Below are 23558 nucleotides of genomic sequence, written 5' to 3' on the forward strand. Positions count from 1 at the left end.
TCGAGAGCTTCTTCTTCCTGGCCGACCTGCACAGCCTGATCAAGGCGCAGGAGCCCGAGCGCACCCAGCGTTCGACCCTGGAGATCGCGGCCAGCTGGCTGGCCTGCGGACTGGACCCGGAAAAGGTGTGGTTCTACCGGCAGAGCGACATCCCGGAAACCACCGAGCTGATGTGGTTCCTCACCGTGGTGGCCAGCAAGGGCATCCTCAACCGTGCCCACGCCTACAAGGCCGCGATCGACAAGAACCGCGAAGAGCAGCTGGATGACGACGCCGGCATCAGCGCGGGTCTGTTCATGTACCCGGTGTTGATGGCCGCCGACATCCTGATCTTCAACGCCAACAAGGTGCCGGTCGGGCGCGACCAGATCCAGCATATCGAGATGGCGCGTGATTTTGCCCAGCGCTTCAACCACGTGTACGGCAAGGATTACTTCGTCCTGCCGGAAGTGGTGATCGACGAGCAGGTGGCCACCCTGGCCGGCCTGGACGGCCGCAAGATGAGCAAGAGCTACAGCAACACCATCCCGCTGTTCGCCCCGCGCGAAGAGCTGAAGAAGCTGGTGTTTTCCATCCTCACCGACTCGCGCATGCCCGGCGAGCCCAAGGACACCGAAGGCTCGGCGCTGTTCCAGATGTACCAGGCCTTTGCCAGCCCGGAGCAGACCGCGGCATTTGCCAAGGCCTTCGCCGACGGCATCAGCTGGGGCGATGCCAAGCAGCAATTGTTCGAGCGTATCGACGCCGAGCTGTCGCCGCTGCGTGAGCGCTACAACGCCTTGATGGCCGAACCCGAGAAGATCGAAGCCATCCTGCGCAAGCGCGGCCAGCAGCTGCGCGAGCAGTTCGCCGTGCCGCTGTTGAAAGAGCTGCGCCATGCCGTGGGCCTGCGTGACCTGTCTGCCGCCGGTGACAAACCCAAGGCGGCCGCGGCCACCAAGGCAGCGCTGCCGCTGTTCAAGCAGTACCGTGAGAAGGACGGCCGCTTCTACTTCAAGTTGCTTGATGGCGAAGGCCTGCTGCTGATCCAGAGCGAGGGCTTTGATTCGCCGCGCGACGCCGGTCAACTGATCGCCGTGCTCAAGCAAGCCGAGCAGGGCGATGCACTGCAGAGCGAGCTGTTCAAGGTCGAGGTTGAAGTGGAGCCGGTCCTGGCTGCGCTGCGTGAGCTGCGCGAGGCGGCCGCGAAGGATTGAACCCGTAGGGGAGGAGCGCGTCGATGGCCTGGTTGTCGTTGTTGTTGTTCCTCCCCTCGTTCTGCGTGATGGGGGCACTGTACTGGTGGTTCCCGCGCCAGCCACGCACCCGCACGCGCAGCGTGTTCGACGCAGCGACGCTGCTGTTGGCCCTGGCTGCCAGCATCGGCTTCATGTTGTGGGGCTACCGGATAGGTGCGGCCGAGGTACCGGAAGGCCTGTGGAAGCAGATCCTGGCAGTGCTGTATGCCTACGGGGGCTTCCTGGCGGTGCTGGTGCTGGCCTTGCTGCTGCGTCCACGCGTGCTGCGCCCCTGAGCTGACAGGCCTGCGACAAAAGTCCGGGTTGAGCGTCACAGGCGTGGCTGGCAGGATCAAGGCCAGTCTTTGCCGGAGTCATCGCATGTCTGTCGCCCATGGCATCCACACCGTCGACACCGCATTCCAGCGCGATCACTTCGATGCGGCCTACCTGATCGTGCAGGACGGTCGCGGCGCATTCGTCGATTGCGGCACCACCCATTCCCTGCCCAATCTCCTGGCCTGTGTGGCGCAGGCGGGCCTGCAGCCCGCCGACATCGATTGGCTGATCCTCACCCACGTCCATCTGGATCATGCCGGTGGCGCGGGTGCCTTGATGCAGCAGCTGCCCAACGCAAGGCTGGTGGTACACCCGCGCGGTGCCCAGCACATGATTGATCCGGCCCGGCTGATCGCCGGCGCCACCGCGGTGTATGGCGAAGCCGAAATCGCCCGCAGCTACGGCCAGATCGTGCCCGTGCCTGCCGAGCGCGTGGTGGTGGCGGAGGACGGGCACCAGGTACTGCTGGCGGGCCGTGCGCTGGTCTGCGTGGATACGCCCGGGCATGCGCGGCACCATCTGTGCGTATGGGATGCGGCGAGCCAAAGCTGGTTCACCGGCGACACCTTCGGCCTGTCGTACCGCGAGTTGGACCATGCCGGTGGGGTTTTCATCATTCCCACCTCCTCGCCGGTGCAGTTCGATCCCGAAGCGATGCATGCCTCGATCGAGCGGCTGATGCGCGAAGCGCCCGAGGCCATGTACCTGACCCACTACGGCCGCGTGGAAGGTGCGGCGCGATTGGCCAAGGAACTGCATGAGCAGATCGACGCGATGGTTGCCATTGCGCTGCGTTGCAATGGCGAGCCGGAGCGCCATCGCCTGTTGGTGGATGCGCTGGGGGCGTTGTACGTGGCGCGACTGAGGTTGCAGGGCAGTCCGCTGGATGCAGCGGAAGTGCTGCGCGTACTGGCGATGGATATCGAACTCAACGCCCAGGGCCTGGCCTGCTGGCTGGACCGCGAGAAGCGTTGAGGGGTGGCGGGTTTCCGGTAGTGCCGAGCCACGCTCGGCAAATGCCTTTCAATGTAGTGCCGAGCCATGCTCGGCAAGGGCCTTTCCTGTAGTGCCGAGCCATGCTCGGCAAAGGCCTTTCCTGTAGTGCCGAGCCATGCTCGGCAGTGGCCTTCCCGATAAAGCCTCCCCCGAGCATCGTTAGGCACCAACAACGGCAATGCCGGTTAGAATTTGCCATTCATCCTGTCGTTGGTAGTTGCCGTGAACCCGATGCGCATCCTGCTGCTTTCTTCCTGCCTGTTTGTCGGCGGCATCGCCTCGGCGGCCAACGACCTGCCGGGCGGTGGCATCGATCCGGAGGCGCTGTCACGGCACGTGCGCATTCTCGCCTCCGATGAGTTCGAAGGCCGCGCACCAGCAAGCAACGGTGAGCAGCGCACGGTCGACTACCTGGTCCAGGAGTTCGCCAAGGCCGGCCTTCAGCCCGGTGGCAAGGACGGCAGCTGGGTGCAGGAAGTACCGCTGGTGCGTGCCCAGCTCGACGGCGAGGCCAAGGCCAGCCTGACCCAGTCCGGCAAGACCCAGGCCCTGGTCAATGGCCAGGACGTCACCTTGCAGAGCCTGCGCCCGCAGGCCTCGGTGGAGGTGAAGGACGCCCCGCTGGTATTTATCGGCTATGGCATCACCGCGCCCGAGCGTCATTGGGACGACTACAAGGGCGCGGACCTGCACGGCAAGATTGCCGTGGTGCTGATCAACGACGCCGATTTCGAGGCCGACAAGGCGGGTGCCTTCGACGGCAAGGCGGTGACGTACTACGGCCGCTGGACCTACAAGTTCGAGGAAGCAGCACGCCGCGGCGCCGAGGGCGTGCTGATCGTGCACGAAACCGCCCCGGCGGCCTATCCGTGGGCCACAGTGAAGGCATCCGGCACCTCGGCGCTGTTCGATATCGAACGCAGCCAGGAAGATGCGCTGGCCGCGCACACGCCGTTGCGCGGCTGGATGCAGCGCGCCCTGGCCGAACAGTTGTTTGCTGCGGCCGGCCTGGATTTCGAGGCCGAGAAGCGCAAGGCCATGCAAGCGGACTTCAAGCCGTTCGCGTTGGGTGACGCGCGCCTGTCGGCCAGCTTCAAACTCAAGCGTGAGCCGGTGGTCACCCGCAACGTGGTGGCCAAGCTGGAGGGCAGCAGCCACCCGCAGGAATCGGTGATCTTCTCGGCGCACTGGGACGCCTTCGGTATCGGCCAGCCGGACGCAAGTGGCCAGACCGTACGGCATGGCGCCATCGACAACGCTACCGGCGTGGCGTCGGTGCTGGAGCTGGGGCGCGTCTTCGCCGCTGGCCCGCGCCCGCAGCGTTCGCTGTATTTCATCGCACTGACGGCCGAAGAAAAGGGGCTGTTGGGAGCCAGCTACTACGCTGCGCACCCGTTGGCGCCGTTGGAGACCACGGCGGCAGTGTTGAATATCGAGATGTTCAGTCCCGATGGTGAGACCGCCGATATCGCCACCTGGGGCAATGGCCGGGTATCGCTGGAAGGCGACATCGAGCGTGTAGCCCAGGCCCGTGGTCGCCGCTGGTCGCCGGATCCGAACCTGGAGGCGGGTTTCTTCTATCGTGCCGATCACTTTGCGTTTGCGCGCAAGGGCGTGCCGGCGATCACCGTTGGTGCGGGCTTGGACAAGCTGGACGGTGGCGTGGCCGCTGGCCGTGCGCTGCGTGATGCGTATTTCGCCAAGTGCTACCACCAGGCCTGCGATGCCTGGAGCCCGCAGTGGGATGGCCGCGGGCTGGCCGCCGATACCCTGCTGGTCTACGACCTGGGCCTGGAACTGGCCAATAGCCGCCAGTGGCCGACGTGGGACAAGGGCGCCGAATTTGAGGCTGCACGTGAAGCGAGTGATGCGGCACGGCGTTGAGTAGTGCTGCGAGGCATTGAGTGGTGCGGAGACGGGCAGAGTGAGTTTGCTCGTTGTTCGCTAGTTGTTTCTGTTTCTGTTTCTGTTTCTCGCTTCTCGCTTCTCGCTTCTCGCTCTTTGCTTTCGCCCCCAATGCCGTCATTCCCGCGCAGGCGGGAATCGATGAGGCTGTAGCCGTTGCTTGATGCCGTCATTCCCGCGTAGGCGGGAATCGCTCTTGCTTTTGAGGTTGCTGTTTGGGGCGGAGGTTATGCCTGGACGAGGGCGCGGAAGCCAAGGCCAAAGCCAAAGCCAAAGCCAAAGCCAAAGCCAAAGCCAAAACCAAAGCCAAAACCAAAGCCAAAACAGGAGCGATTCCCGCCTGCGCGGGAATGACGGCATCAGGGCGAAGCCCAAAGCCCAAAGCCCAAAGCGAAGCCCAAAGCCTCGACCAACGCCCCAAACCCGCCAACCCGCCAACCTACTGCCGCGTACCATCCAACCAGTTCGGTCCCTTGTTCTTCAGGAAGAAGATGTAGACCACCAGCGATACCGCGATCACCGCAGTGACATAGATCGCAAACGTATCAACGTGATGGGTCTTCAGTGCCGCTTGGTACAGCAACGGTGCGGTGCCCCCGAACAGTGAATTGGCCATCGCATAACCAAAGCCCACGCCCAACGCGCGCACATGGGTGGGGAATAGCTCGGCCTTCACCACGGCATTGATCGAGGTGTAACCGGTCAGGATGACAAAGCCCACCGCCAGGATCAGGAAGGCCTTCACCGCATCATGCTGCTGCGGCAGCGCGGTGATCATGTACCAGCTGTACAGCACACCGCCCACCCCGAAGAACACCAGCAGGCTCTTGCGGCCAATGATGTCCGAGATCCAGCCGCCCAGCGGCTGCAGCACCATCAGGAAGGCCAGCACGCCCAGGTTGATCAAGGTGCCGGTCATCACATCGTCACCGGCAAACGCGCTCTGGATCATCTTCGGCCCGTTCACCGAGTAGGTGTAGAACGCCACGGTGCCACCAGCGGTGATCAGGAAGCACAGCAGCAGCGGCCGCCACTGGTGTACGAACAGTTCGTACATCGAGCCCGATGCCTTGGCCCGGCCTTCCTTCGCGGCCTCGATCTGGTCTTCGTTGAGTGACTCATCCATGCTCCGGCGCAGCCAGAACACGACGATCGCCGCCACGCCACCAATGGCGAAGGCAACGCGCCAGCCCCAGGCGGAGATTTCGGGCTTGTCCCAGAAGCTGATCATGATCAGCAGCGTCAGCTGCGCCAGCACGTGGCCACCGACCAGGGTGACGTAGTGGAAGGACGACAGAAAACCGCGGCGACCGGGAATGGCGGCTTCGGACATGTAGGTGGCGCTGGTGCCGTATTCGCCACCGGTGGCAAAACCCTGTGCCAACCGGGCGAACAGCAGGATCAATGCCGCTGCACCACCAATCTGTGATGCGGTCGGGGTAATGGCGATCAGGAACGAGCAGGCCGCCATCACCGACACCGACACCGTCAGCGCCAGCCGTCGCCCATAGCGATCAGCGAAGCGACCGAAGTACCAGGCACCGATCGGCCGCATCAGGAAGGTGGCAGCGAAGATCGCCCACACGTAGATGGTGGAGTTCTTGTCGGCGGCCGAGAAGAACTGTGATTCGAAATAGACCGCGAACACCGAGTAGACATAGACGTCATACCACTCGACCAGGTTGCCGGCCGAGCCCTTGAGCGTATTGGAGATCGAGCGCCGCAGCGCGTGATCGGAAGTGGCCGGGGCGGCAGTGGTTGTGCTCATCTGTGCTGTGTCCTCGCGGGGAAGCCGGTGCGCGGGCCCGCGGCCAACCGGCAGCGGACGGGTGCCGTCCACCGTACCGCAAGCCGACGTCAGGGGATGTAATGACTTGGTAGGGGGCCCAGGCGAAAACAGCATGCCGTTTTCCGTACTGATAAGGCGTAGCCCGGTGGCCTAGAATCCACTTTCCCCTGATGGTGGTATCACCCCATGTCTTCACCTGAAACCACGTCGGCTGCTCCGCGGAGCGGCCTTGTCGTATTGGCATTATTCCTGGTCTACGTGGTCTGGGGCTCGACCTATCTGGGCATTCATCTGGCACTGGAGAGTGGCCTGCCACCGCTTTCGGTGATCTCCGGCACGCGTTTCGTCATCGCCGGTGGCGTGCTGTACGGGCTGCTGCGGTGGCGCGGCGTGGCCGCGCCCACGCGTGCGCAATGGCCGACGTTGGCGGTGATGGGGTTGTGCCTGCTGTTCTTCGGCAACGGCATGGTGGTGCTGGCCGAACGCGATGTGTCGTCCGGGCTGGCGGCTGTCGCGGTGGCGTCGGTGCCGTTGTGGATGGCGCTGTTCTCCGCGTTCCGTGGCGAAAAGGTCACCCGTGGCGAATGGCTGGGTATCGCCATTGGCTTTGCCGGCGTGCTGTGGCTCAATGCCGGCAGCAGCCTGACTGCGACGCCGCTGGGTCTTGTGCTGCTGTTGATCGCGCCGTTGGGCTGGGCGGCCGGTTCCATCTGGTCGCGCGGGCGTGACCTGCCATCGCCGTTCATGACTGCCGCCGGGCAGATGCTGTGCGGGGGCGTGATCCTGGTAGCGGTCGGCCTGCTGCGCGGTGAGCGCCTGCATGGCCTGCCCAACCTGCAGGGCGTGTTGTCGGTGGGCTACCTGACCGTGTTCGGTTCGATCATCGCGTTCACCGCCTATGTCTGGCTGTTGCACAACGTGCGCCCGGTGCTGGCCAGCAGCTATGCCTACGTCAATCCGGTGATCGCGGTGGCGTTGGGTGTCTGGATCGCGCAGGAGCGCTTCAGTGTTTCCGATCTTGGCGCGATGGCGGTGATCCTTGCCGGCGTCGTGGTCATCACCCTTGCCAGGCTGCGCCGCGCATGAACAGCACCAATGAAACCCGCAATGGCCTGTGGGCCACGACCCTGGCCTTCGTCATCTGGGGCCTGTTCCCGCTGTACTGGCACCTGCTCAAGGAGGTGCCGTCGTTCCTGATCATCGCCCACCGCATCGTCTGGAGCGCCGTGCTGCTTATCGGTGGGCTGGCCATCGTGCGTGGCTGGGGCTGGCTCAAGGACGTATGGGCGACGCCGCGGCGGTTCTGGTTGCTGGGTCTGTCCAGCCTGCTGATCGGCTTGAACTGGAGCCTGTATATCTGGGCGGTCAACGCCGGGCACGTGGTGGAGACCAGCCTTGGCTATTTCATCAATCCGTTGCTGAGCGTGCTGCTGGGTGTGGTGGTGCTGGGCGAGCGGCTGGGCAAGCTGCAATGGTTGGCCGTGGCGCTGGCGGCGTTGGGCGTGGCCTGGCTGACCTGGCAGAGCGGGCGCCCGCCGTGGATTGCGATTGGTCTTTCAATCACCTTTGGCCTGTACGGCCTGCTGCGCAAGCTGGTGGCGGTGGAAGCGGTGATCGGACTGGGCGTGGAAAGCGTGTTCATGGTTGCGCCTGCCCTGGTCTACGTGATCTGGGCCGAGAGCGGCCACGGTGGCGGTTTCATCTCCGGCTGGGGCTGGGGCAATGACGTGTTGCTGGTACTGGCCGGCGTGGTCAGCGCGGTGCCGCTGATTGCCTTTGCCTACGGCGTGCGGCGGGTGCCGTTGTCGGTGGTGGGGCTGTTGCAGTACATCGGGCCGACACTGCAGTTCCTGGCCGGGGTGCTGATCTTGCGCGAGCCCTTCAACGCCAACCAGTTGGTTGGTTTCTGCTTCATCTGGGCAGGGCTGGTGGTGTTCGCGATAGCCGGCGTGCGTTCTGCAACCCGGGCAAAGCAGCAGAAAGCCGCAACCGCGTAATGCCGAGCCATGCGCGGCAAGGGTACGGCTGGTGGCCTGTTCCTGTCTGCCACGCTTGTGCAGCCGCGACGGCGGCCGGTGGTGTTGCGGGCTTCGCGGCTTACGCTGTTCCTACTGCATTGCCAGCGGTGCGCGGGGGCAGCCTTTGCCATCAGCGGTTTCGGCGAACCAGTCATTGACCACCGGTGAGAGCCGGTCCAGCCGCATCGGCAGGCTGAGGTGATCTTCGTTGGCGACTTCCAGATAGCGCGCATTCGGTGCGGCCGCCGCCAGCGCACGGCCCTGTGACACCGGGATGTGCTCGTCATCGCGGCCGTGCACCAGCAACACGCAGCTGGGCACCTGGGCCAGGGCCTGGCCCACATCCACCCGGTCCAGGTTCAGCCCCAGCTTGCGATCGGTGGTGGCGATGGCCTCGTCCAGTCCACGCCCGCCGTACTGCCAGCGTGCGATCGGCAGGGCGACATAGTCGCTCCAGCGCTCCGGTGGCTTGGCGAGCATGTGCGGCACCATCGTGCGGATCGCCTGGCCGGCATTGTCGAAGGATTCCATCGCCACCACGCTGCTGACCTGGTCGTCCAGTTCGCGCGCGGCAAAAATCGCCGTGGCAGCGCCATAGGACACCCCCAGCAGGTGCACCGGTCCGCTCACCACGCCCTGTTGGCGCAACGCGTTCACCGCCGCCACCACATCGTCGCCCTCGCGGGTGCCGTAGCCGGACAGCGCATGGCCGGAACGGCCATGGTTGCGCAGGTCCAGGGCGATGGTGCGATAGCCCTGTTGGGCCAGTTCCAGCGACCAGGGCAGCAACGAGCCGCCATCCATCATCCAGCCATGCAGCAGGATCACCGTGCCACGCGGCGCTGCCTCCTGTATCGGCGCGGAGGCGTGCAATGAGAACTCGGGGAAGCGCGTGCCCTTGCCCAGATAGCGATAGTCGAGTTGGTAGTTGCCCGGGTCGAAGCCGACCCAATGCAGGGCCACACCGTCGCTGCCGGCCACCGTGCCTTGCCGGTGCGGCAGGTGTGAGAGCAGGGCATTGATACGCTCGGTGGGAACCATCGGCGATGTGCCGCCGGGGGCGGCCAGGCGTTCGCTCAGCGACAGCGAAGGAACGGGCGGTGAAAGGGCAAAGCCAGCCAGCATCACGCAGACGCCGGCCAGCGCCAGCGAACGGAGCATGGCGGATACCAGGAACAGGGTCGGCCACCGTAGCGGCCGGCCCTGCCCGCTGCTACCGCGTACGCATGACAACGGTGTGACCGTTGCCATACGTTTGGGTTGCGCGCGCTGTCAGGTCTCGCGCAGGGCGGTGGTGATCGGCAGCCGTGCCGCCCGCAGTGCCGGGAACAGCCCGCCGACCAGGCCAATACCCAGCGCCCATTTCAGTCCGCTCCACAGCAGGGGGGGCGAGACCTTGAACTGGAACACCACCGCGCTGAAGTTGCTGCCCAGCGTGGACACGGTGAAGTTGTTGAAGGCCAGCCAGGCGATGGCGCCGCCCACCAGGCCTCCCAGCAATGCCAGCAGCATGGTTTCCAGCATCACTGCCGTCACCACCGGCACACCGCGGAAGCCGATCGCGCGCAGCGTGGCGATTTCCCGCGCACGCGTGGCCACCGCCGCATACATGGTGTTGAGCGCACCAAACACCGCGCCCACCGCCATGATCGCGCCAATCACCGTGCCCAGTACCTTGAGCAGTTTGTTCAGCCCGCCACCTTGCTTGCGGTAGTACTCGGCGGTGGTCTCCACATCCAGCTTCAGGCGGGGATCGGCTGCCACCGCTGCCTTGAACGTGTCATAGCCCGCCTTGCCGTCGGTGCGCACGCTGATCGATTGCCAGGCCCCGCGGTCATAGGTGGTGGCCAGGGTCTGGGCGTCGGTCCACAGCTCCGAGTCATGGGCATCGCCCGACTCGAAGATGCCAACCACGGTCCAGTCCTGGTTGCCCAGGCGCAGGGTCTTGCCGACCTCCAGCCCCTGGAACTGCTTCTGGGCGCCACGCCCGGCCACGATTTCGCGCAGGCCTGCGCCAAACTTGCGGCCTTCCACCATCCGTACTTTGTCGTGCACCGCCCAGGCCTGCTCACCAACGCCACGGAACTGCGCGTTGACGTCGGTGCCGTCGCTGCGCGACACCATGTTGACCACCTGCGAGACTTCGGCCGATACCAGCGGCCGGCCGTTGTCGCCACGCATCACACCGGGCAGGGTTTCCAGCAGGGGAACCTGTTCACGGGTGATCACGGAGTTGGTTTCTGCCTGCGAGCCGCCACGCAGCACGATGGCGGTGCTGTCGTCGCCGGTGCTCTCCAGCGTTGCCTGGAAGCCCTGGCCCATCGCCAGCATCGCCACCAGCACGCCGACCACGCCGGCAATACCGATCACGATCACCGACGAGGCGCCCCAACGCTGCGGCAGGCTGGCCAGACCGATGCGGGTCGCAGCCAGGGCCAGGCGTCCGCTGCGGGTCAGCAGCAACCACAGGGCGATTGCCACCACCACGGCGATCACGCCGATCCAGGGCAGGGCGATCCATACCCCAAGGCCGATCGCCAGCAGCAGGATCACCAGCGCATTCGAAAGAATGTTCTTCATGTCGTTCTCCTCAGCGCCCGGCCAGTGCGTCGACGATCTTCAGGCGCTTGGCCCGCAGGGCTGGCAGTACGCCCACCACCAGGCCGATCACCACGATCAACAGCGCACCCACGATCCATGTCTGCGAAGGCACCTGCGGTGGCAGCAAGCCCATGGTCTGCGGTGCCATCAGTGGCAAGGCCAGGGCCGCCAGCGCCAGGCCGATGACACCGCCCAGACCGACCAGCAGCACGGCCTCGACCATCACCAGCATGAGCATGGTGCCGTCGGTGAAACCCAGGGTCTTGAGCGTGGCCAGTTCGGGGACGCGCTCGCGCACCGCCTGCGCCATGGTGTTGCCGGTGAGCAGCAGCAGGGTGAAGAACACCGCGCCCATGATCGAGGTGACGATCATGCCGATGTCGGCGAACTGCTTGATGAAGGCCTGTTGGAACGCCGACTCGGTCTGGCTCTTGGTTTCATGGTCGGAGTTGGCCGAGATCGCATCGATGGCCTGCGCCACGCGCGATGCGTGGTCGGGGTTGTCCAGGGTGACCGTGAACCAACTGACCTGGTTCTTGATGTAGTCGTTGGATTCATCGAAGTACTTCCAGTTCATCATCAACTGGCGTTCTTCGTTGCCGGCCACCGCACGGTCCTTGGAGCGGAAAGTGCCCACCAGCTGCAACGGCCAGTCATTGCTGCCATTGCGCGGGAAGATGGTGGCCTGCAGCGGAATGGTGTCGCCGATCTTCCAGTTGAACTGCTTGGCCAGCGACTCGCCGACGATGGCGCCGGTGCGGGTGCTGCGGAAGGCTTCGATCTGCTCCGGCGCCACTTCCAGCTCGCTGTAGATGTCGAAGTAGTTGGGCGCTACCGAGAAGTTGGGGAAGAAGTTCTTAGGGTCCTGGTAGATGCCGCCGAACCACATGCCGTAGGTCAGGTCACGGACGCCTTCAACCTGGCGGATCTGCGGCTCCAGCCGGATCGGCAGCGACTGGGTGATGGACAGGCGCGAGGCCACGATCAGCCGGTTGGCGCCGGCCACGCTGCTGCCGCCATTGCTGAAGGCCACGCGTACCGAATCCAGCATGCCGAACAGCAGGAAGGCAGTGACGATGGAAAGCAGGGTGAACAGGGTGCGGGTGCGGCTGCGGAACAGCTGTGCCCATATCAGCGAGAAGTACTTCATGGCCGTGCTCCTCAGTGCACCGGGGCGTCGACCAGCTCGCCCTTGTCCAGATGCACGGTATGGGTGGCGTACTCGGCGGCCTTGGGATCGTGGGTGACCATGATGATGGTCTTGCCGTGTTCGCGGTTGAGCAGCTGCAGCAGGCCGAGCACTTCTTCGGCACTCTGCCGGTCCAGGTCGCCGGTGGGTTCGTCGCAGATCAGGAAAGTGGGGTCGGAGACGATGGCGCGGGCGATGGCCACGCGCTGTTGCTGGCCGCCGGAAAGTTCATTGGGGCGGTGGTCGCGACGATCCGCGAGCCCGACCAGGGTCAACGCGATCTGTGCGCGACGCTTGCGTTCGCCGGCGTTGAGGTTGGTCAGCAGCAGCGGCAGTTCGACGTTCTTCTGCGCGGTGAGCATGGGCATCAGGTTGTAGAACTGGAACACGAAGCCGACGTGATGGCTACGCCAGGTGGACAGTTGGCCGGCACTGAGTTGGTCGATGCGTTGGTTCTCGATGTTGATCTCGCCGCCGCTGGGGGTGTCCAGTCCGCCGATGAGGTTCAGCAGCGTGGTCTTGCCGGAACCGGAAGGGCCCATCAGCGCAACGAAGTCGCCGCTGGCGATATCCAGGTCGATGCCATGCAGCACCTGCACCTTTTCCGGGCCACGCTGGTAGGTCTTGGTGATGTTGCGCAGGGAAACGAGGGTGCTCATGGGTAATCCTCAGCGGTGAAGGGATGCGGCACTGCGAACGTGCCGTTGCGGGATTGCAGTTGCACTTGCGGCGTTGCAGTTGCGGCATTGCAGTTGCTGTTGCAGTTGCTTTTGAAGTTGCTTTCCCCTCTCCCGCCTGCGGGAGCGGGGTAGGGGTGAGGGCAGCTCCTGCTCCTGCCGTTGCCCCAGCAGTAAGCGACACAGCCCCCAACGTTTCCCCGCCTCTGGGCAACGCAAGGAAGCGCCAAATCAAACAGCAACCGCGCCAGCGGAAATCGACCTGGGCACTTCAGCGCCTCAGGTGGTTCGTGCAAGCACGACGAAGATCACAACCCAGCGCGCAACGCGCCTATTTCTCCGCGCCTTCCAGGGCCACCTTGTCGCCATCCTTCAATTCAGCAGCCGGGCTTACCACCACGGTCTGCCCGGCACTCAATCCCGCCAGCACCTGCGTGTCCTTGGCCAGGCTCTGGCCAAGCTGCAGGGTCTGCTGCTTCACCGTGTCGTCGGCCTGCAGCACGAATGCCACCGGCGTGCCATCGCGCTGCACGATTGTCGTCGCCGGCACGCGCACGCCCTTGGGTGCTTCGCTGCCGGCGGTAGCATTCTCCAGGAAGCTCACCCGCACGCCCATTTCAGGGACGATGCGGGGATCCTTTGAATCCAGCGCCACGCGTACCTTCACGGTTGCCTTGCCGCGGTCGGCGGTGGGAATGATGGCGATGACATGGCCCGGGATCTTCCAATCCGGATAGGCGTTGAGCACCGTTTCCACCGGCATCTGCGGTTGCACGCGGCCGATGAAGGCCTCGCCGACTTCCACTTCCACTTCCAGCGAATCCATGTCGACGATGGTGCCGATACCGGTCCGGGTGAAGCCACCGCCGGCCGACAGCGGCGACACGATCTCGCCCGGCTGTGCGGCCTTGGCCGTGACCACGCCAGAGAACGGCGCCCGTACCACGTTGTTGTCCACGCCAAGGTCGGCGATGGCCAAGGCATCCTGTGCAACCCGTGCGTTGTGACGCGCGGTCAGCAGTTGTGCCCGCAGGCTGTCACGGGCGGCCACGGCCTGGTCGTACTGTGAGCGTGACACCAGTTGCTGGGACACCAGTGACTGCAGGCGTCCGGCTTCGGCCTCGGCCTGGCGCAGCTGCGCCTGCAGGCCTTCGGTCTGGCTGCGCGCGGCGTCGAGCTGGGCGGCATTGAGGCTGCGCTGGGCGTTGGCATCGATCGGGTCCAGGGTGGCCATCACCTGGCCTTCTTCCACCCGCATGCCTTCCTCGATCATCACCTCGCGGACCTTGCCGGTGATCTTGGCCGATACCGTGGCCATGCGCCGCGCTACCACATAGCCACTGGCGTCGAGCACCGAGCTGCTGTCGCTCCCGGCCTGGCCCATGGCCACCACCGGTGCGGTCTGTACCGTCACCGCGGGCTTGCGGCTGAGCAGCGCACCGACGGCAAGCGCCACCAACAGGGCCACTACCAGCCCGATCACGATCCATAGCCAGCGACGTGAGGGCGCCGGGCCGCGCGGTGGCGGGGCGGAGCGGTCGATGCGCAGTTCCTTCAGCAGTTCAGCAGATGCATTCATGGGGAGCAGGACGGCGTGAGAAAGGAAATGTGACCGCAACTTACCTCAATCGGCGGCAAGCCGTGGTCAGCATGTCGCGGTGAGGATGATAGGCAGGGCAGCAAGGGGAATGCAGGTGACGGCTGTCATGCGCTTTGCCTGATCGGCCGCACTGGGGCGGTCGGTCCCGACTTCCTAGCCTTGCTCCATTCCCGGCATGAGGTTGCGGCAATGGATCCAAACGGAGAGGTATTGGCCAACCTGCGCGGCGTGACCAAGCGCTATGGCGCAGTGCTGGCGCTGGATCGCGTGGATCTGGATCTGCACGCCGGCCAGGTGCTGGCCTTGCTGGGGCCGAACGGCGCGGGCAAGTCCACCGCGATCGGCCTGTTGCTTGGCTTGCTGCGGGCCGATGCCGGGCAGGCAAGCCTGTTCGGCCTGGACCCGCAACATCTGGCAGCACGGCGGGGCATCGGGGTGATGCTGCAGTCGGCCGAGCTGCCGGATACGCTCAGCGTGGGCGAGTTGATTCGCCTGACCGCCAGCTATTACCCCGCGCCCCGCAGTCTGTCCGAGACCGCAGCGCTGGCCGCAGTGGAGGACCTGTTGCCGCGTCGCTACGGCAGGCTTTCCGGTGGCCAGCAGCGCCGCGTGCAGTTTGCGTTGGCCATCTGCGGAAAGCCGCGACTGCTGTTCCTCGACGAGCCCACGGTTGGCCTCGATCTGCCCGCGCGGCAACAGCTCTGGGCAACCGTACGCGCGCTGGTGGATGACGGTGCTGCGGTGGTGTTGACCACACACTACCTGGAAGAGGCCGAGCGCCTGGCCGATCGTGTGTGCGTGTTGCTGCGTGGACGCATCGTCAGCGATGGCAGCGTGGATGCGCTGCGCGCACGCGTGGTCCAGCGCAGCGTCCGCTGCGTCACCTCGTTGGATGTGGCCGAGGTCGGGCAATGGCCTGGCGTTCTGCAGGCCACGCGCGACAACGCCTTTCTGCAACTGCGCAGCAATCATGTGGAAAGCGTGGTGCGGCGGCTGCTGGCTGCCGACCCCGCCTTGTCGGGCCTGGAGGTTCAACCTGCGGGCCTGGGCGAAGCCTTCACCGAGTTGACCAATGACGCAGCGGAACATCCACAGCAAGAGGCCGCCTGATGAACCGATACACGCTCCAGTCCGCTGCAACCGTGCCTTCGACGATGTCGACACGGAGTCTGGCGGGCGCTTACCTGCATGAGATCCGCGCCGAGTGCCTGCGCTACCTGCGCAGCCCGGGCTTCCTGTTGCCGACGCTGTTGTTTCCGGCCGCGTTTTATCTGATGTTCGCGGTGATGCTGGGCAAGGGCCAGCCCGCTGATGCCGCGCGCTTCCTGCTGGGCAGCTATGTGACTTTCGGGGTGATGGCACCGGGCCTGTTCGGGTTTGGCATGTCACTGGCACTTGAACGCGACAACGGCCTGCTCACCCTCAAGCGCGCGCTGCCCATGCCACCGCTTGCCTACCTGCTTGGCAAGATGGTGATGGCGATGATGATGGCGCTGGCCATCGTGAGCGTGCTGCAGCTGCTGGCGGTGGGTGTCGCCGGGGTGCATCTGTCTGCCTGGCAGTCGTTGCGGCTGATGGCGGTGGCCACGTTCGGGACGCTGCCGTTCTGTGCCCTGGGCCTGCTGCTCGGCACGCTGGTCAAGGGCAATGGCGCCCCTGCGGTGATCAACCTGATTTACCTGCCAATGGCGGTGCTGTCGGGCCTGTGGTTCCCGCTGAAGGTGCTCCCGCCCGTACTGCGTGACATGGCGGTGGCGTGGCCCAGCTATCACCTGAACGCGTTGGCACAAACAGCGCTCGATTTTCCGGCAGGCGCTGCCTGGCCGCATGTCACCTGGCTGGTGGTGTTCACCCTGGTGGTCACCGCCTTGGCAGCCTGGCGCCTGCGTCGGCATGGCTGATGGCATCATTGCCGTATTGGAACAGGACCCTGGCCGATGGCACTGCAACGCCCTGAATGGTTGAAGCCGGCGCCGGATTCGGTGGTGGCCGACAACATCAAGCTCGGCAAATGGCCGTGGATCGACGCCGTGCACCTGCTGTGGACGGTGTGGGTATTCATCACGCCGATGTTTGGCGATGGCTACAGCCTGCAATGGCTGTTCATCACCTTGTGGTCGTTTCCGCTGTTCATCGTGTTCTATCTGCTTACGCTGGTGACCTCGCGCCGCTCCGCGCCAATCTTCGCGCTGGCGATGATCGTGCTGTCGATGGCGTTGCTGCGCAGTTATCCCTCGGGCATGAACTACTTCGTGTTTGGTTGCGTGATGCTGCGCACCAACCGTTGCATCAGCATGCGGCGCTATCTGCTGGAAGTCGCGTTGTTGAACATCGGTTTCGTATCGTTGGCCACGTGGATTGGCTATCCATGGCAGGTGATTGCCTGGATCCCGGCGCTGACGGTGATCATCGGCCTGATCGTCAACGTGGAGCGTTCCAGCAGCGAGAAGGACGCGGCCCTGCGGCTCTCGCATGAAGAAGTCCGGCGTCTGGCAGCCACCGCCGAGCGCGAGCGCATTGGTCGCGACCTGCATGACCTGTTGGGGCACACGCTGTCCCTGATCACCTTGAAGATGGAGCTGTCGCGCAAGTTGTTCGAGCGTGACCCGACCCGCGCGCAGCGCGAACTGGCCGAGGCCGAGCAGATTGCTCGCGACGCGCTGGCGCAGGTACGCAGCGCGGTGACCGGTTTCCGTGCCGCTGACCTGGCGGCTGAGCTGGCGTCGGCTCACTTGTTGCTGGAGTCCTCGCGCGTCAACCTGCGCTATGCACCTCCGCCGCCGATGCCGGCATGGATCGAGGCTGGCTTGTCGATGGTGCTGCGCGAAGCCGCTACCAATATCGCGCGCCACGCGCAGGCCAACGAGGCCTTGATCGTGATCGACAGCAGTGCGGACGCGGTGGTGATGGAAGTGGTGGACGACGGCCGTGGTGGCGTCGCTGCCAATGGCAATGGCCTGGCCGGCATGCGCGAACGGGTGTTGGCACTTGGCGGCGAACTGCAGATCGATTCGCCCAAAGGACAGGGCACGCGGCTGAAGATCCGAGTGCCGGTCAGCGCGCCGGCGCCAGCCGGCGTCTCCGAGGCTGCGCCGCCACCGGTGCTGCATGGGGTTGGCGCATGATCCGCATCCTGTTGGCCGAGGATCAGGCGATGGTGCGCGGTGCGCTGTCCGCGCTGCTCGGCCTGGAAGCGGACCTTGAGGTGGTGGGCACCGCTGCCGATGGCGAGGCAGCCTGGCGCGAGCTGCAACGCTTGAAGCCGGATGTGCTGGTCACCGATATCGAAATGCCTGGATTGACCGGATTGGAGCTGGCACAGCGCGTGCAACGGCAGGGCCTGCCGATCAAGGTGGTGATCGTGACCACCTTTGCCCGCAGCGGCTTTCTGCGGCGGGCACTGGACGCGGGCGTGCAAGGCTACCTGCTGAAGGATGCCCCGGCGGAAAAGCTGGCCGAGGCGCTGCGCCAGGTACATCGCGGTGGCCGTGCCATCGATCCGCAACTGGCGGTGGAGGCCTGGTCCGAGGCCGACCCGCTCAACGACCGTGAACGCCAGGTGCTGCGTCTGGCCGGCGATGGTCGCTCGGCAAACGAGATCGCCGAGCAGCTCGGTCTGTCGCATGGCACCGTGCGCAATTACCTGTCCGAATGCATCGGCAAGCTTGGCGTGGCCAATCGCATCGAAGCCTATCGGGTGGCGCGGCAGAAGGGATGGTTGTAGCTGCGGTTGGCTGCGTTCTGTTCCTCCATCTGCTCGTCGCTACGGCGGCAGTTGCGGCTTGCGCCGCACTTGCCGGTCGGGCGGGTATGCCGGTATTTGCAGGAGCTATGAAATTTCCGCAGGCACGGCCTTGCCGGTAGCGCAGCGCCGTATGCTCGGGGCAACCCTGGAAGGAAGTGGCCGATGCGGAACAGATCGTGGATGTTGATCGCCTTGCTGTTTGCCTGCGGCAATGTCTGCGCGCAGCAGTTCAAGGTGCTGGTTGCGGCTATCCCCAACCAATACCACCATGACTACATCCCCGTCGCCAAACCACAGTTCGAGGCGATGGCACGCCAGCACTACTTCGATCTGACCTGGGCGTGGAACGCCAGCGCCTTCGATCAGGATCTGTCGCAGTACGCCGCCATCGTGCTGCTCAATACGCCTGCCACGGAACTCTCGCCGGCGCAGCGCGAGAAATTCCAGCAGTACGTGCGCAACGGCGGTGGCGTGGTTGCCGTGCACAAGGCGTTCGCGATACGGCGTGGTGATTGGAACTGGTACGACCGCATGATCGGTCGCTCATTTCGCACCCATCCCTATCTGCAGACGGCGATGGTGGACGTGGTCAACCCTGACTTCCCGGCCACCGCAGGCTTGCCGCAGCGTTGGGTATGGAGTGACGAGTGGTACGAGTACGACCCGCTCTACAGTGACGATCTGGTTACCTTGATGACGGTGGATGAGCGCAGCTACGACCCCACCCTGATCTGGCCGGGGCAGGTAGCCAAGGGCATGGGCAAGGAGCATCCGGTGGCGTGGTACCACCGATTCGAAGGCGGTCGCGTCTTCGCCACCGCGCTCGGCCATCAGGCCGAGGCTTACAACGATCCCCGCTACCTTGAGCACCTCTACGGCGGCATTTACTGGGCGGCCACCGGCAAGGGCGAGGGCAAGCCGCCCGCGCCCTGAGCGGTGATCAGCGGCGCGGCCCGCGCGCCATTGCCTGGAACACGCCGTCGCGGCGCACCCAGGCATGGAACAGCGCCGCGCCCACATGCAGCAGCACGGTGGCGAACAGCAGATAGGCCAGCAAGCTGTGCGCATTGCGCAGCAAGGCATACAGCGATGGCGTATGCGGCACGATGGGCGGCAGGTGCACACCGCCCCATAGCACGATGGGGTAGCCACCGGCCGAGAGCATGGCCCAGCCAATCAACGGCATCGCCAGCATCAGCCCATACAGCAGCCAATGCGATGCGGTGGCAGCCCAGGCCTGCCAGGCCGGCAGATCGGCAGGCAGCGGCGGCGGCCGATGGCGCAGGCGGTTGTACAGGCGCAGCAGCGCCAGCAACAGGATCAGCATGCCCAGCGGCCGGTGCAGGTTGATCAGGCCCGGCCGCAGATGCACCGAAGCCACCATGGTCACGCCGACGAACAGCATCGCCAGGATCAGCAGCGCCATGCCCCAGTGCAGTACGCGCGCCAACAGGTTGAAGTGGCCAGTGTCGCGGCTCATGGCTGCACCTGCTGGTTGTCGCGCGCGGCATCATCGGTGGCGCGTTCACGCTCGCGGCGATTGAAGGACTGCGAATACACCGCCGAGCGCGCGGCCAGGATTGGATCGTCGCTGCCTGCCACACCGTCGGGCAGGATCAGCGGATCGAAGTTGAGGTCATTGCAGCTGCCCTGGTCCTGCGGCTGCATCGCGTCGAGGTTGAGCACGCCTGCAAGCACCTGCTCACGCTCGGCCGGCCATGGCACCGACGGGTCGTTGATCGCATCCTGGCTGCCGGCCAGCGTGACCACCAGGTTCCAACGCACAGGGCCATTGGCCAGGCGTTGCTGCAGGTCCTTGCTCAGGAAATCCACGCCGGCCTGCTCGCGCGCAGCCGCATCCAACACGCGCGGCTCGGCCTGCGGCTGCCAGCGCCAGCGCACGGCACGGCGTTGGCCCTGGGCATTGGCAAACCAGAACGCGTTGACGCTGTTGAACTCGGTACTGGCCCAGCTGTCGGTCCACGGAGCGTTCTTGGCCCATTGCGAGAAAGCGCGGGCGCTGGGGTATTTGTCCTGGATTGCAGCCAGCTTGGCCGGGTCCGGCTTGCCGGTAGCCGGGTCGGGGATCTGTGCGCGGGTCTGTTCGTAGAACGCTTCCGGCGTAGGTACCGCAAGGAACGGGAAGCTGTTCATGGCCATGCGCCATTGCTGACCGTCATCCGTGGTCAGCTGCAGGGCGATGCTGCGCACGCGGGCGCTGTTGTCGGCGCCATGCGGGTTGCCACCGCCGATCGACAGCCGCCCCAACACCGGCACCCACGGCTGCGTGAACGCCCGCGCATGGGACAGCTGCGCAGCCTGCGCGCTGGGTTCAAACCAACCGCTGACGCAGACACCCTTGCTGTGCGCACGCCGGAACCCCGGATGTGCGGGGCCGGTCGCTTCGATCGCATCGGTGAAGTTCTGCGAGGTAAGCCGGTCCCTGCCAATCCAGCCAGCCAACCAGGCGAAGGCCAGCGCCACACCGCCAAGTATCAGTGCGATCAGCGCGATCCAGGGCAGCGGCGAATGCGGGCGATTGCCATTGCGAAGCCCGCCATGGCGGGTGAATTTGAACAGGGGCATTGCGGTACCTGTCGTTGCGGACGGGAGCGTGGTGCAGCCACAAGGTGGCAGAACCGGCCGCGTATCGCCAGCCCACGTACGCAGACTGGCAAGGCTCTATTGCTGCAGGCCCCTGGCGATTGTCACCGTCACGAACAGCAAGGTGCAGACGAAGGAAAAATTGAGCCCGGCGATGGGCAACCTGCGGCCGTGTCCGAATCCGATCAGTACGCCGGCGGCGCGCATCCCGCTGGCGTTGACGGCCAGTGCGACCACCACGACCGCCAGGCCGCCAAGCGGCCACCACAGCGAATCAAAAAATCCACCGCCCACCTTCATCCAGTGATAGGCGCAGACCACCACCGCAAACAGGAAAGCCAGCGATGTACGCGTTCTCGGGCCCATGTGCGTGCCTGTACTCAGGCGCCGTAGCGCGTCTTCAGCATGGCCCAGGCCGAACGCAGCGCCAGCGCTTCGCCGCCGGCCGGGCGGCCCGGGCGTTCGCCGTCGTTCCACGCGTAGACGTCCAGATGCGCCCAGACCTGGCCTTCGTTGATGAAGCGTTCCAGGTACAGCGCCGCGGTTACCGAACCGGCCATGCGCGAGCCGGCGTTGGCCAGGTCGGCGATACCACTGTTGAGGTAGCGCAGATACGGACGCCACAACGGCATGCGCCAGACCGGGTCGCGGGTGGCATCGCCGGCCTGCAGCCACTGCTGGGCCAGGGTGTCGTCGTTGGCGAACAGCGCCGGCAGGTCCGGGCCCAGCGCGATGCGTGCGGCACCGGTGAGGGTGGCGAAATCGAGGATGGTGTGCGGGTTCTGCTCGCTGGCATAGGTCAGCGCGTCGCAGAGGATCAGGCGGCCTTCGGCATCGGTGTTGTCGATCTCGACGGTGATGCCCTTGCGGGTGGTGATCACTTCGCCGGGACGGAAGGCATCCGGACCGACGGCGTTCTCCACCGCCGGCACCACCAGGGTCAGCTGCACCGGCAACTGCTGCGCCATCACCAGCCCGGCCAATGCCAAGGCATGCGCGGCGCCGCCCATGTCCTTCTTCATGTTGCGCATGCCATCGGCGGCCTTCAGGTCCAGGCCACCGGTGTCGAAGCACACGCCCTTGCCGACCAGTGCCAGGTGCGGCGCACCGGCGGTGCCCCAGCGCAGCACGATCAGGCGCGGCGCACGGTGCGAGGCGCGGCCAACGGCGTGGATGGTGGGGAAGTTCATTTCCAGCAGTTCATCGCCGGCGATTACTTCCAGCTCGGCACCGTGGGCCTGGGCCAGTTCGCGTGCGGCCTCCTCCAGCTGCTGCGGGCCCATGTCTTCGGTCGGCGTATTGACCCAGTCGCGCACGCGCAGGCAGGCGGTCACCACGTCCAGTACCTCGGCGGCGGGCGTGGCCAGCAGCTGCGCGGGCTGCCGCGTCAGTTTGCGGTAGCGATCAAAACGGTAGCTGCCCAGGCCCCAGCCGATCTGCAGGTTGGCCGTGCTGCTGGCATCAAGTTCGTTGGCCAGCTGCCAGGTGGTGCCAGCTGGCAGCGCGAACGGTGCATGCGCATAGGCATAGGCGTCGGCGCGGTCACCCACGCCCAGCAGGGCGCCGGCAATGCCGTTGTCGCCGGGCAACAGCAGCACGCTGCCCGGCGCGGCGTTGAACTGCTGTGCGCTGGCCCAGGCCTGCACGGCTGCAGGTTGCTGCGCCTTCCAGGCGTTGAAGCCGTCGCGATCAAGCACGTACAGCGGCAGGGCGTTGGAGGAATCAGTGGTGTAAGCGTTGATCGGGGTCATGGTGTTCTCTGGTGCGTCTGATGGCGGCCGAGGGCTTAGCGCTGCTGCGTGGATGCGCCTGCATCCAGCCAGTCGGCCAGTCCGGTCAGGGTGTCGAACTGCAGGTCAGGCTGCAGCTCGGAGTGGGTCCAGGTGTGTTCTTCGCGGTTGATCCAGCAACCGCGCAGGCCTGCGCGCATCGCGCCGGCCACGTCCATTTCGGCATGGTCGCCGACATGCAGTACCTGCGCATGTTCAACGCCAAGGCGCTCGCAGGCGGCATGGAAAATGCTGGGGTCGGGCTTGGCTGCGCCGTGCTCGCGTGAACCGAGCTGGAAGGCGAACAGGTCGCCGATACCGATGCGCTGCAGGTCGGCATTGCCATTGCTCACAGCTGCCACCGGCACGCGCGCGGCGATGCGGCGCAGTGCGGCCAGCGCATCGGGATAGAACTCGACCTGGTTGCGTGCGGCGTAGAACGCCTCATAGGCCGGGTCCAGCAGGTCCATGCTCGCACCGCTGTTTTCCAGCGCTTCGGCCAGGGTGAGCCGGCGCAGCGCGCTGAGGTCGTAATGCAGGTGCGGATTGTCGCGGAACGAGCGCTCGCGCAGTTCGCGCATGGCCGCCACCGGGTACATGCTGGCGGTGGCGGGGCTGTGCTCCAGCATCCAGTCGTGCAGTACCTGGTCGATGCGCGCACCGATGGGCGCGAACGGCCACAGGGTGTCGTCCAGGTCGAGGGTGATGGCGAGAACGGGGAAATTCATTGCGCCATTTTACGCCAAGCCCATGAGCGTGGCCTGTCGGTGCCCGTTGGCTGGATGATCTTGTGGCCACGGCGTAGTCCCGTAGCCCGGGTAAGCGCAGCGCACCCGGGAGGTGGCATCTGCTGATGTGTCGAATTGTCCGCAAACAGCCCCGGGTGCGCGTCGCTTACCCGGGCGACAACAGCCGGCGAGCTGCAGCCAAGCTCGATCATCGAGCATGGAGAGTCCCGTAGCCCGGGTAAGCGCAGCGCACCCGGGAGGTGGGCATCTGCTGATGTGTCGAATTGTCCGCAAACAGCTCCGGGTGCGCGTCGCTTGCCCGGGCTACAACAGCCGGCGAGCTGCAGCCAAGCTCGATCATCGAGCATGGAGAGTCCCGTA

At 65.2% G+C, this 23558-nt stretch carries 22 protein-coding genes; 11 read left to right on the plus strand and 11 right to left on the minus strand.

Annotation, left to right across the window (positions count from 1 at the left end; all coding sequences use genetic code 11):
* From RT460_RS15890 to RT460_RS15905, 4 genes are all read left to right on the plus strand, one after another.
* The coding region (locus RT460_RS15890) for a tryptophan--tRNA ligase (RefSeq protein WP_313320153.1) at positions 1–1196 on the plus strand (1196 nt) is incomplete at its 5' end.
* A gap of 23 nt (positions 1197–1219) precedes the next feature.
* The gene (locus RT460_RS15895) at positions 1220–1513 is read left to right on the plus strand and encodes a hypothetical protein (protein WP_313320155.1); all 294 of its coding nucleotides are present in this window, start codon (positions 1220–1222) and stop codon (positions 1511–1513) included.
* 85 nt (positions 1514–1598) lie between these two features.
* A complete protein-coding gene (locus RT460_RS15900; RefSeq protein ID WP_313320157.1) occupies positions 1599–2531 on the plus strand; it encodes an MBL fold metallo-hydrolase in 933 nt (310 codons plus the stop codon).
* 252 nt (positions 2532–2783) lie between these two features.
* Entirely contained in the window at positions 2784–4436 is a 1653-nt protein-coding gene (locus RT460_RS15905) for a M28 family metallopeptidase (protein ID WP_313320211.1), read from the plus strand.
* A gap of 460 nt (positions 4437–4896) precedes the next feature.
* On the opposite strand, the gene RT460_RS15910 is transcribed toward RT460_RS15905, so the two are convergent.
* Positions 4897–6225: an MFS transporter gene (locus tag RT460_RS15910; RefSeq protein ID WP_313320159.1), complete on the minus strand. Its 1329-nt coding sequence runs from the start codon at positions 6223–6225 to the stop codon at positions 4897–4899.
* A gap of 207 nt (positions 6226–6432) precedes the next feature.
* Between RT460_RS15910 and yedA the strand changes: the two genes are divergently transcribed.
* Together yedA and rarD are read left to right on the plus strand one after the other, a co-directional pair.
* Positions 6433–7332 (plus strand): drug/metabolite exporter YedA, encoded by a 900-nt coding sequence (gene yedA / locus RT460_RS15915; protein WP_313320160.1) that lies wholly within the window; start codon positions 6433–6435, stop codon positions 7330–7332.
* A complete protein-coding gene (gene rarD, locus RT460_RS15920) occupies positions 7329–8243 on the plus strand; it encodes an EamA family transporter RarD (RefSeq protein WP_313320161.1) in 915 nt (304 codons plus the stop codon). Before yedA ends, rarD begins: the two co-directional genes overlap by 4 nt.
* A gap of 111 nt (positions 8244–8354) precedes the next feature.
* On the opposite strand, the gene RT460_RS15925 is transcribed toward rarD, so the two are convergent.
* The 5 genes from RT460_RS15925 to RT460_RS15945 all read right to left on the minus strand — a co-directional run bounded on the left by RT460_RS15925 (position 8355) and on the right by RT460_RS15945 (position 14310).
* Positions 8355–9425, minus strand: coding sequence for an alpha/beta fold hydrolase (locus RT460_RS15925; protein ID WP_313320163.1), 1071 nt, complete (start codon positions 9423–9425; stop codon positions 8355–8357).
* A 111-nt stretch (positions 9426–9536) separates the two neighbouring features.
* On the minus strand, positions 9537–10844 hold the full coding sequence (locus RT460_RS15930) for an ABC transporter permease (protein ID WP_313320165.1): 1308 nt from the start codon (positions 10842–10844) through the stop codon (positions 9537–9539).
* Positions 10845–10854: 10 nt separating this feature from the next.
* Positions 10855–12015: an ABC transporter permease gene (locus RT460_RS15935; protein ID WP_313320167.1), complete on the minus strand. Its 1161-nt coding sequence runs from the start codon at positions 12013–12015 to the stop codon at positions 10855–10857.
* Between the two features lie 11 nt (positions 12016–12026).
* Positions 12027–12713 carry an ABC transporter ATP-binding protein gene (locus RT460_RS15940; RefSeq protein WP_313320170.1) on the minus strand — a complete coding sequence of 229 codons (687 nt, stop codon included), beginning with the start codon at positions 12711–12713 and terminating at the stop codon, positions 12027–12029.
* 349 nt (positions 12714–13062) lie between these two features.
* Positions 13063–14310, minus strand: a complete 1248-nt coding sequence (locus tag RT460_RS15945) for an efflux RND transporter periplasmic adaptor subunit (RefSeq protein ID WP_313320172.1) — start codon at positions 14308–14310, stop codon at positions 13063–13065.
* A gap of 210 nt (positions 14311–14520) precedes the next feature.
* On the opposite strand from RT460_RS15945, the gene RT460_RS15950 reads away from it, so the two are divergent.
* The 5 genes from RT460_RS15950 (at position 14521) to RT460_RS15970 (ending at position 19009) form a co-directional block, all read left to right on the plus strand.
* Positions 14521–15441, plus strand: coding sequence for an ABC transporter ATP-binding protein (locus RT460_RS15950; RefSeq protein ID WP_313320173.1), 921 nt, complete (start codon positions 14521–14523; stop codon positions 15439–15441).
* Positions 15441–16232 (plus strand): ABC transporter permease, encoded by a 792-nt coding sequence (locus RT460_RS15955; protein ID WP_313320175.1) that lies wholly within the window; start codon positions 15441–15443, stop codon positions 16230–16232. Before RT460_RS15950 ends, RT460_RS15955 begins: the two co-directional genes overlap by 1 nt.
* Before the next feature lie 36 nt (positions 16233–16268).
* Positions 16269–17456 (plus strand): sensor histidine kinase, encoded by a 1188-nt coding sequence (locus RT460_RS15960; protein ID WP_313320177.1) that lies wholly within the window; start codon positions 16269–16271, stop codon positions 17454–17456.
* On the plus strand, positions 17453–18055 hold the full coding sequence (locus RT460_RS15965) for a response regulator transcription factor (protein ID WP_313320180.1): 603 nt from the start codon (positions 17453–17455) through the stop codon (positions 18053–18055). Before RT460_RS15960 ends, RT460_RS15965 begins: the two co-directional genes overlap by 4 nt.
* 183 nt (positions 18056–18238) lie before the next feature.
* Positions 18239–19009 (plus strand): ThuA domain-containing protein, encoded by a 771-nt coding sequence (locus RT460_RS15970; RefSeq protein WP_313320182.1) that lies wholly within the window; start codon positions 18239–18241, stop codon positions 19007–19009.
* Between the two features lie 7 nt (positions 19010–19016).
* Here RT460_RS15970 and RT460_RS15975 read toward each other — a convergent pair whose 3' ends face one another.
* The 5 genes from RT460_RS15975 to RT460_RS15995 form a co-directional block, all read right to left on the minus strand.
* Positions 19017–19556: a cytochrome b/b6 domain-containing protein gene (locus RT460_RS15975; RefSeq protein WP_313320183.1), complete on the minus strand. Its 540-nt coding sequence runs from the start codon at positions 19554–19556 to the stop codon at positions 19017–19019.
* Positions 19553–20662, minus strand: a complete 1110-nt coding sequence (locus RT460_RS15980; protein ID WP_313320185.1) for a catalase family peroxidase — start codon at positions 20660–20662, stop codon at positions 19553–19555. Before RT460_RS15980 ends, RT460_RS15975 begins: the two co-directional genes overlap by 4 nt.
* 96 nt (positions 20663–20758) lie before the next feature.
* Entirely contained in the window at positions 20759–21046 is a 288-nt protein-coding gene (locus tag RT460_RS15985) for a hypothetical protein (protein WP_313320187.1), read from the minus strand.
* Positions 21047–21060: 14 nt separating this feature from the next.
* Complete coding sequence (locus RT460_RS15990) at positions 21061–22431, minus strand: leucyl aminopeptidase family protein (protein ID WP_313320189.1); 1371 nt, start codon at positions 22429–22431, stop codon at positions 21061–21063.
* A gap of 35 nt (positions 22432–22466) precedes the next feature.
* Complete coding sequence (locus RT460_RS15995; RefSeq protein ID WP_313320191.1) at positions 22467–23177, minus strand: HAD-IA family hydrolase; 711 nt, start codon at positions 23175–23177, stop codon at positions 22467–22469.
* Positions 23178–23558: the final 381 nt, after the last annotated feature.

The sequence above is a fragment of the Stenotrophomonas sp. genome, assembly GCF_032061965.1.
Classification (GTDB): Bacteria; Pseudomonadota; Gammaproteobacteria; order Xanthomonadales; family Xanthomonadaceae; genus Stenotrophomonas.

Coding starts and splice junctions, on each gene's coding strand:
- RT460_RS15895 (WP_313320155.1), top strand. CDS start 1,220: ATGGCCTGGTTGTCGTTGTTGTTGTTCCTCCCCTCGTTCTGCGTGATG.
- RT460_RS15900 (WP_313320157.1), top strand. CDS start 1,599: ATGTCTGTCGCCCATGGCATCCACACCGTCGACACCGCATTCCAGCGC.
- RT460_RS15905 (WP_313320211.1), top strand. CDS start 2,784: ATGCGCATCCTGCTGCTTTCTTCCTGCCTGTTTGTCGGCGGCATCGCC.
- RT460_RS15910 (WP_313320159.1), bottom strand. CDS start 6,225: ATGAGCACAACCACTGCCGCCCCGGCCACTTCCGATCACGCGCTGCGG.
- yedA (WP_313320160.1), top strand. CDS start 6,433: ATGTCTTCACCTGAAACCACGTCGGCTGCTCCGCGGAGCGGCCTTGTC.
- rarD (WP_313320161.1), top strand. CDS start 7,329: ATGAACAGCACCAATGAAACCCGCAATGGCCTGTGGGCCACGACCCTG.
- RT460_RS15925 (WP_313320163.1), bottom strand. CDS start 9,425: ATGCTCCGTTCGCTGGCGCTGGCCGGCGTCTGCGTGATGCTGGCTGGC.
- RT460_RS15930 (WP_313320165.1), bottom strand. CDS start 10,844: ATGAAGAACATTCTTTCGAATGCGCTGGTGATCCTGCTGCTGGCGATC.
- RT460_RS15935 (WP_313320167.1), bottom strand. CDS start 12,015: ATGAAGTACTTCTCGCTGATATGGGCACAGCTGTTCCGCAGCCGCACC.
- RT460_RS15940 (WP_313320170.1), bottom strand. CDS start 12,713: ATGAGCACCCTCGTTTCCCTGCGCAACATCACCAAGACCTACCAGCGT.
- RT460_RS15945 (WP_313320172.1), bottom strand. CDS start 14,310: ATGAATGCATCTGCTGAACTGCTGAAGGAACTGCGCATCGACCGCTCC.
- RT460_RS15950 (WP_313320173.1), top strand. CDS start 14,521: ATGGATCCAAACGGAGAGGTATTGGCCAACCTGCGCGGCGTGACCAAG.
- RT460_RS15955 (WP_313320175.1), top strand. CDS start 15,441: ATGAACCGATACACGCTCCAGTCCGCTGCAACCGTGCCTTCGACGATG.
- RT460_RS15960 (WP_313320177.1), top strand. CDS start 16,269: ATGGCACTGCAACGCCCTGAATGGTTGAAGCCGGCGCCGGATTCGGTG.
- RT460_RS15965 (WP_313320180.1), top strand. CDS start 17,453: ATGATCCGCATCCTGTTGGCCGAGGATCAGGCGATGGTGCGCGGTGCG.
- RT460_RS15970 (WP_313320182.1), top strand. CDS start 18,239: ATGCGGAACAGATCGTGGATGTTGATCGCCTTGCTGTTTGCCTGCGGC.
- RT460_RS15975 (WP_313320183.1), bottom strand. CDS start 19,556: ATGAGCCGCGACACTGGCCACTTCAACCTGTTGGCGCGCGTACTGCAC.
- RT460_RS15980 (WP_313320185.1), bottom strand. CDS start 20,662: ATGCCCCTGTTCAAATTCACCCGCCATGGCGGGCTTCGCAATGGCAAT.
- RT460_RS15985 (WP_313320187.1), bottom strand. CDS start 21,046: ATGGGCCCGAGAACGCGTACATCGCTGGCTTTCCTGTTTGCGGTGGTG.
- RT460_RS15990 (WP_313320189.1), bottom strand. CDS start 22,431: ATGACCCCGATCAACGCTTACACCACTGATTCCTCCAACGCCCTGCCG.
- RT460_RS15995 (WP_313320191.1), bottom strand. CDS start 23,177: ATGAATTTCCCCGTTCTCGCCATCACCCTCGACCTGGACGACACCCTG.